The organism is Myroides sp. C15-4, from assembly GCF_050522745.1.
Lineage (GTDB): Bacteria > Bacteroidota > Bacteroidia > Flavobacteriales > Flavobacteriaceae > Flavobacterium.
This window is the reverse complement of sequence record NZ_JBMVQX010000059.1, coordinates 1-7,838: the sequence shown is the minus strand read 5'-3', so window position 1 is coordinate 7,838 and position 7,838 is coordinate 1. Positions and strand designations below refer to the sequence as shown.

Annotated in this window: 9 protein-coding genes; 2 read left to right on the top strand and 7 right to left on the bottom strand. The window is 38.8% G+C overall.

Annotated features, from left to right (window positions below):
- Positions 1–231: 231 nt before the first annotated feature.
- The 4 genes from lgt (ACPDHL_RS15715) to folE all read right to left on the bottom strand — a co-directional run bounded on the left by lgt (ACPDHL_RS15715) (position 232) and on the right by folE (position 3,688).
- Positions 232–1,140: a prolipoprotein diacylglyceryl transferase gene (gene lgt / locus ACPDHL_RS15715; protein WP_430533672.1), complete on the bottom strand. Its 909-nt coding sequence runs from the start codon at positions 1,138–1,140 to the stop codon at positions 232–234.
- A gap of 94 nt (positions 1,141–1,234) precedes the next feature.
- Positions 1,235–1,459, bottom strand: a complete 225-nt coding sequence (yidD, locus tag ACPDHL_RS15710; RefSeq protein WP_430533671.1) for a membrane protein insertion efficiency factor YidD — start codon at positions 1,457–1,459, stop codon at positions 1,235–1,237.
- A 55-nt stretch (positions 1,460–1,514) separates the two neighbouring features.
- The gene (cysS, locus tag ACPDHL_RS15705; protein WP_430533670.1) at positions 1,515–2,993 is read right to left on the bottom strand and encodes a cysteine--tRNA ligase; all 1,479 of its coding nucleotides are present in this window, start codon (positions 2,991–2,993) and stop codon (positions 1,515–1,517) included.
- A 23-nt stretch (positions 2,994–3,016) separates the two neighbouring features.
- Positions 3,017–3,688: a GTP cyclohydrolase I FolE gene (folE, locus tag ACPDHL_RS15700; RefSeq protein ID WP_430533669.1), complete on the bottom strand. Its 672-nt coding sequence runs from the start codon at positions 3,686–3,688 to the stop codon at positions 3,017–3,019.
- A gap of 609 nt (positions 3,689–4,297) precedes the next feature.
- On the opposite strand from folE, the gene ACPDHL_RS15695 reads away from it, so the two are divergent.
- Complete coding sequence (locus ACPDHL_RS15695; RefSeq protein ID WP_430533668.1) at positions 4,298–4,702, top strand: DUF4377 domain-containing protein; 405 nt, start codon at positions 4,298–4,300, stop codon at positions 4,700–4,702.
- Positions 4,703–4,746: 44 nt separating this feature from the next.
- Here the strand turns inward: ACPDHL_RS15695 and ACPDHL_RS15690 are convergent, their stop codons facing one another.
- The 3 genes from ACPDHL_RS15690 to lgt (ACPDHL_RS15680) form a co-directional block, all read right to left on the bottom strand.
- Positions 4,747–5,271: a GNAT family N-acetyltransferase gene (locus ACPDHL_RS15690; RefSeq protein ID WP_430533667.1), complete on the bottom strand. Its 525-nt coding sequence runs from the start codon at positions 5,269–5,271 to the stop codon at positions 4,747–4,749.
- A gap of 97 nt (positions 5,272–5,368) precedes the next feature.
- Positions 5,369–6,403 (bottom strand): LLM class flavin-dependent oxidoreductase, encoded by a 1,035-nt coding sequence (locus ACPDHL_RS15685; protein WP_430533666.1) that lies wholly within the window; start codon positions 6,401–6,403, stop codon positions 5,369–5,371.
- 121 nt (positions 6,404–6,524) lie between these two features.
- Entirely contained in the window at positions 6,525–7,409 is an 885-nt protein-coding gene (gene lgt / locus ACPDHL_RS15680) for a prolipoprotein diacylglyceryl transferase (RefSeq protein ID WP_430533665.1), read from the bottom strand.
- 91 nt (positions 7,410–7,500) lie between these two features.
- On the opposite strand from lgt (ACPDHL_RS15680), the gene ACPDHL_RS15675 reads away from it, so the two are divergent.
- Positions 7,501–7,719, top strand: a complete 219-nt coding sequence (locus ACPDHL_RS15675) for a hypothetical protein (protein WP_430533664.1) — start codon at positions 7,501–7,503, stop codon at positions 7,717–7,719.
- Positions 7,720–7,838: the final 119 nt, after the last annotated feature.

The following is a 7,838-nucleotide window of genomic DNA, read 5'->3' as shown; positions in this document are numbered from 1 at the left end:
TCAAGACTGCCGCAATCGACCACTCTGCCATTTCTCCAGTAGTCTGCTTTACTTCTGTATTGCGAGTGCAAATATAGCGCATTTACTGACTTTGACAAACAATAAATAAACTATTTTTTATATTTTTTACCCTGTATTTCGTAAGTCTTTTAGAGCAAATCAATTACGCCCTAAAAAAAATCGCACCTCTTTTTAAAAAGAAGTGCGATGGTATATCAATAGACGCTTATATTACGCGTAAATTCTCTTTTTTGCCGTTGCCCACAGGTAAACTCCTGCTAGGATAAACGGAATACTCAACCACTGCCCTGTTGACAATAATCCCAAGGTTTCTTCAAATCCGCCTTGGCTTCCTTTGACAAACTCCACAATAAAGCGAACCATCCAAAGCAACACTAAGAAGACCCCAAAAATATAGCCTCCGTATTTTCTAGCCTCTGTTTTCCAATACATGAAATACAAAATAACAAACACAATTACATAGCCAAATGCTTCATATAGTTGAGTGGGGTGCTTCGGTAATACCGCTGCCAATGCCTCTGCAAATTGCGGATTGTGTTGAATGGCCTCATAGGCTGCATTCGGATTGTTTAAACCCGTAATTTCCATTGCTTTTCCCGCAGAATACTCATCGCGGATAAAGCGAACCCCAAAAGCACTAGTTGTCACATGACCTACGATTTCTGAGTTGAAAAAGTTCCCTAAACGAACGAATATCCCTCCTAGGGTTACTGGAATCACTACACGGTCCAAAATCCACAAAATCGGCTTCTGAATGACGTTCTTGCTGTAGAAATACATGGTTAAAATAATACCAATCGCCGCACCATGACTTGCTAGACCGCTAAATCCAACAATTTCGAACTTAGGTGAAAAGCGAACGGGAAGAATAATCTCCATCAAGTGATGTTGAAAATAATCCCAATCATAGAAAAACACATGCCCTAAACGAGCCCCAATCAAAGTGGCTAATACGGTATAAATAAATAATTTATCGAGTTTCTCTACGCTTAATCCTTCGCGGTCGTAGATCTTTTTCATCACGAACCAACCTAAACCAAAAGCTACTACAAACATTAAGCTATAATAGCGCAATTGCATAAAACCTAAATCAAAACCTTCTGAAGGATTCCAAATCATACTATTCGAGTTTGTTATATTGTTATTGCGGAATTCCGCTTTAGTGAATACGTAAAAATAGAAAAATTATTTTACAATCAGGGGCAAAAAAGCACTAAGGTACAGGATCATATCCTTTCCCTCCCCATGGACCACAACGCAAGATGCGTTTTACAGCCAGCCAGCCGCCTTTAAATAGACCGTGTTTTTGTAAAGCCTCAACGGTATAGTGCGAACAAGTCGGCGTATAGCGACAAGTCGGCGGAAAAAAGGGCGAGATGCCCCCTTGGTAAAAGCGCACCAGTAAGAGAAAAGGTGCTATGAGTATTTTTCGCAACATAGACCGTGAAGGTAATAAAAAAAGCTATAAGATAATTCCTATAGCTTTTATTGTTTTATAAAGAAAAAGAAGTTCCTTCTTTTCCATCTTTCAATTGAATGTTCAGTTTAGCGAGTTCATCGCGAATGTGATCGGACATCGCAAAATCTTTATTTGCTCTAGCCTCATTTCGCATTTGAATTAGCATACTTACAACGCCTTCTAATTTGTCGTTATTCGCTGCCATAATGTTAGTGGATTCTAATCCCAACACCTCAAATACAAACGCGTGTAGCAAAGAGGTAAACAAAGCGAGATCAGCGGCATTAATTTGCTCTTTACCTTCTTTAATTACATTGACGATACGCACACCTTCGAATAAATGAGCAATTAAAATCGGACTGTTGAAGTCGTCATTCATCGCGTCATAACACTGTTGTTTCCACGCGTGAATATCAACCGTTGACTGAGCCGAAACTGGTAAGTCTTGGACGTGTTTTACCGCTTCCATCAATCGGTTAAATCCGCGTTCAGAGGCTAAAATCGCCTCATCAGAGAAGTCTAATACACTGCGGTAATGCGCTTGTAACATAAAGAAGCGAACCACTGCTGGCGCAAAAGCCTTGCTTAAAACAGCATTTTCTCCAGAGAACAACTCATTTGGCAAAATGTTATTTCCCGTTGATTTGGCCATTTTCTTGCCGTTTAGGGTCAACATATTAGCGTGCATCCAGAAGTTAACAGGTGTATTCCCTGTACAAGCTTCATTTTGTGCAATCTCACATTCGTGGTGTGGGAATTTTAAATCCATCCCTCCGCCGTGAATGTCGAAGTGATTACCCAAATACTTGGTACTCATCGCCGTACACTCCAAGTGCCATCCTGGAAATCCGTCTCCCCATGGTGAAGGCCAACGCATAATGTGCTCTGGCTCTGCTTTTTTCCAAAGGGCGAAATCCAACGGATTGCGTTTGTCTGATTGTCCGTCTAAATCTCTCGTATTCGACAGTAAATCTTCAATCTTGCGTCCACTTAGGATCCCATAGTGATGTTGTGTATTGTACTTCTCTACATCGAAATAAACGGAACCGTTTACCTCATAGGCAAATCCATTGGCTATAATCCCTTCGATGATAGCAATTTGTTCAATGATATGCCCAGTTGCAGTAGGTTCAATACTCGGTGGTAAATTGTTGAATTGCTTGAGGATATTGTGGAAGTTTACCGTGTATTTCTGCACGATTTCCATCGGTTCAATTTGCTCAATACGCGCGCGTTTGGCAATCTTATCCTCTCCCTCATCTTCATCGTCTACCATATGTCCCACATCGGTAATATTACGCACATAGCGCACTTGATAACCCAAGTGTTTCAAATAGCGGAATACCAAGTCAAAAGAAATAAAAGTTCTACAGTTCCCCAAATGCACATAGTTGTAAACCGTTGGTCCACACACATACATTCCTACTTTACCAGCGTGAATTGGTACGAAAACTTCTTTTTCTCCTGAAAGAGAGTTGTAAACTTTTAATTGTTGTTCTTGATATAATGCCATAGTAATTATTTAATGTTATACAATTAGAACTGTGTATCTAATTTAATATAATCTAAGAATTCTTTTCTTACACTTTCCTCTTTGAAACGTCCACCGAATTCAGCCGTAACTGTACTACTTTCGATGTCTTTAATTCCACGAGAATTTACACATAAGTGCTTTGCATCCATCACACAAGCCACATCTTCTGTATTCAATACGCGTTTTAATTCATTTACAATCTGAATCGTTAAGCGCTCTTGTACTTGTGGACGTTTTGCATAAAAATCAACGATGCGGTTCATTTTAGACAAACCAACAACCGTACCATTCGAAATATAAGCTACGTGCGCACGTCCAACGATAGGCAATAAGTGGTGCTCACAAGTAGAATACACAACAATATTCTTTTCTACCAACATCTCGTTGTACTTATACTTGTTGTCAAACGTAGATGAACTTGGTTTTTTCGCTGGATTTAAACCTCCGAAAATTTCTTTAACAAACATCTTCGCTACGCGGTTAGGCGTTCCTTTTAAACTGTCATCTGTTAAATCTAATCCCAGTGTGTTTAAAATATGTTCAACGTCTTTCTTGATTAATTCTATCTTTTCTTCGTCTGTGCGATCAAACGCATCACTTCTTAATGGAGTCGCATCGCTAGAAGCGATGTGGTTATCTCCCATATCGTCATGAAATTTTTCGTCTAAACTCATTATCTAGATTTTAATACGGTTTTAGTTTTAAAATAAACGCAAATATAAGTAATAAAACTAACATTTTAGTAGGGAAAGTACTTTAATTGATTCTCTATATTGGGCGTTAAATCCTTGGAAAAACACGCGATAATTCCCCTTTTTCAGGGTGTAAATCGCAAGGATTAGTTTTGATTGCGTTCACTCCCCTTTTCCACTCCTCCTCCACAGCTCCAAAAAGCAACCGCTATACCCCATTATTACGGGCCATACAAGTACTCATTTCTTTGCTGTTCTCTTTAATTCCTTTTTTTCTCAAAATGACCCAAAATAAAAAAACAACACCCTGATAATCAATACCTCTAAAACTAAAAAAAGACATTTGTTTGGGAGTTCTTTGGTATAGCGCTGTATTTACAAGGGTTGAGCACCTATTTACCAAAGAAAACCCAAATCAAACCCAAATCAACCCCATACAAAACCTAAACTCTCCTTTCCAAAATGCATGACCGAGAAAATAATCCAAATGCAAAACAGTACTTGAGCTTCTTCTTTTATTTCTTTTTTAACAATAGCATCACGTTAATACCGATTAAAAGGCGTATTTTTACCTTAAAAATTTTAATTACCATGAAAAAAACACTTTTTATTGCAAGTTTAGCAGGGATGTTCGCTTTTGCTAGTTGTCAAGGCACAAAAGAACAAAAACAAGAGGCTGTTGAAGAAGTAAGTGCTGAAGAGACTCTGAATACAGCAGAGGCACCTGAAACAAAAGAAACAGAAGACATTGTAACAATGTTCATTGGCCCTAAACAAGTAGATTGTACAGGCGTTGGTCCAATGAAGTGTTTACAAGTAAAAGAAACAGAAGATGGTGAATGGACGTTATTCTACTCTTCTATTCAAGGTTTTGAGTATGAAGAAGGATACAATTATAAGTTGGAAGTACGCAGAGAGGATGTTCCAAATCCACCCGCTGATGCTCCCTCAATTCGCTATATCTTAGTGAAAGAAATTTCAAAAACGAAAGCATAATTATAAATAAAAAAAGAGCGCTTGTAGCGCTCTTTTTTTATAAACTAAACCACGTAAAGTCGATGTTCCAGATACGGGTGATCTTCAGGTACTAAAGGGTGATTAAAATTCTTTACATAGGTCATACCACATTTGATCATCACCTGTTCAGAGGGGGTATTGGATACCGTTGTAAAGGCATATACCTGATCGAGTTTCAGCTGATTTTTAGCGAAATCCAAACAAGCCTTGGCGCCTTCTGTTGCATAGCCTTTGTTCCAAAATTCGGGCAATAAACGCCAGGCAATTTCTATGGCTGGGGCAAAATCCGCATCAAATTCAAAGCGATTTAATCCGATAAACCCAATAAACTGTTGACTTTCCTTCTCCTCTACGGCAAAAATACCATAGCCATTTTCCGCAATAAGACGCTGAAACTTGACAAAGCTAGCTTGTGCTTCTGCTGTGGTCTTTGCTTCTAAAAAATAACGCATGACTAGGGGATCTTGAAACAAGCGGATAAAATCAGTTTCATCTGTTGGTTTATACTGCCTTAACACTAGGCGTTCTGTTTCGATATATATCATCATCCTATGGGTTTAAAACGGAAAAAGAGATTGAATACCTCAATCTCTTTCAACCAAATAAGCTATAAAAAACAAAATTAACTATTTACGCCTGTATTTTTTACTGTTTCTGTGCTTTTTTTACAGCAGGGGCTACTTTTGTACCCAATAATTCAATGGATTTCATCATCGTTTGATGATCAGGTGCGCCCAGGTCCATGTGCATCAACCAACGCGTTAAACCAAACATCTCTTGATGATACAAGATCTTGTCAATAACTTGGTTGGCATCTCCAATAAATAAGGCGCCATCTTTGCTTCTACCTCCTTCATATTGTTCATAGGTATACGGTTGCCAACCACGGGATGCTCCGATGTGATCCATTTGATCTTTGTACAAGTCGAAATACGCTTTGGATAGCTGATTGCCATCAGCTCCAAGCAATCCGTGTGAATGCGTTGCGATTTGCATCGCCTTCGGATCGTGTCCTGCTGCGAGATATTCCGCTTTGTAATAGTCAAAGAACGGTTTATACTGTTCTGGCATTCCGCCGATAATCGCAAAGACCAAAGGCAAGCCCAATTTAGCTGCGCGCAACACAGATTCAGGTGTTCCTCCTGCTGCAATCCACACATCCAAAGGTTTGGATGCACGTGGAAATACTTGTTGCGCTTGTAAGGAAGCACGGTGTTTTCCAGTCCACGTTAATGGATCTTCCGTTGCATTAATATTCAATAAGAGGTTTAATTTTTCTGTAAACAATTCATTGTAATCCTCTAGGTTATACCCAAATAACGGAAATGACTCAATAAAACTTCCACGCCCTACGGTGATTTCCGCTCGTCCTTTTGACAATAGATCGATCGTAGAGAACGATTGATACACGCGAACGGGATCATTGGAACTCAATACTGTAACGGCACTGGTTAATTTAATATTTTGAGTAACACTTGCAGCTGCTGCCAAGATGATATCTGGCGTTGATACCGCATAGTCTGGACGATGGTGCTCTCCAATTCCAAAAACATCCAATCCCACCTCATCCATTAATTTAATTTCTTCGATTAATTCGCCTAAACGCTGTTGTGGATCTTGATACGTATTCGTTTGTTTATTCAAACGCAAATCCCCAAACATACTGATTCCTATTTCCATAACTTCTTGTTTTTAAGTATACTATAAAGTTACGATTTCTGCTCCACTTGCACGCTTAACCTACATTAAGTAACACCCATAAAAAAACCTTTTAACGGGGTTAAAAGGTTTTTGTAATGTCTTATTTTTCTGTTCGTACTTCAGCTTCCTCAGCTACTGCCCTTACATCCTTAATTTTTAAATTAGAATTGTCCTTCGGATTACGCAAACTCCACAGTACCAGTAGTAATCCCACAATCATAAAAGGGATACTTAAGATCTGCCCCATATTCAACAGCATTCCCTCTTCGAAAGACACTTGGTTTTCTTTGAAATACTCCAAAATAAATCGCGCAGTAAACATGAGAATTAAAAAGAGTCCAAAGAGCAATCCCTTGTATCCTGCGTATTTCTTTTGATATAGAACATAAAGCAAAATCGTTACTGTTAGATACGCAAACGCTTCATATAGTTGTGTGGGATGTCGCGCTAAATTATCATCGCGTAAAAACACAATACCGAAGATAGAATCCGTGGGTTTACCGTAAATCTCGGAATTCATAAAATTTCCAAATCGAATAAACGCCCCTGTAATGGGAATAGCAATCACCAATCGATCCAGTAGTTGCAAGAGATTTACCTTGTATTTTTTACAGAATATAGCCAAACTCACCAATACACCAATCGCACCACCGTGACTCGCTAAGCCCATAAACCCAACGAAGTGATAGCTACCATCTACTTCGGCAATCGGCAAGATAATTTCTAAGGGATGTTGGGAGTAATACTCAAAATCGTAAAAGAGACAATGCCCTAGCCTAGCCCCTACTACCGTTCCTATCGCAATATAAATCAGAAGCTTATCTAAGTATTTAAGCGCAATCTGTTCGTTGGTAAAAATGCGTTTCATGAATTGATAACTCAAAATCATTCCCACCGCAAACAATACGCCGTAATAACGAATGGCAAAATCACCTATTCTAAAAATCTCTGGATCTACATTCCACGTAGCTAAACTTATACTCATCTATTTTCTTTTATCTCTACTTTTTACTCAAGTTTCCAAAAGTAGCGGAATTGACAGTAAAAATAGAAAACTTAACGGTTATTTATGAGAAATGGGTGATGGGAAATGGGTTATGGGAGATGGGTTATGGGAGATGGGTTATGGGAAATGGGAAATGAGTTATGGGAGATGGGTTATGGGTTATGGAAAATGGGTTATGGGAAATGGGTTATGGGAGATGGGTTATGGGAGATGGTCTAAAAAAGAACAAACCGTGCAAAGAGCAAATCGAAGACTCATCGAATACCAAAACAAAATATTAACTAAGTGAGATAAATCGAAGCGAAGCGTAGATTCATCGAACACCAAAACAAAATATTAACTAAGTGAGATAAACCGCACAACGAACAAATCGTAGCGAAGCGTAGATTCATCGAACACTAAAATAAA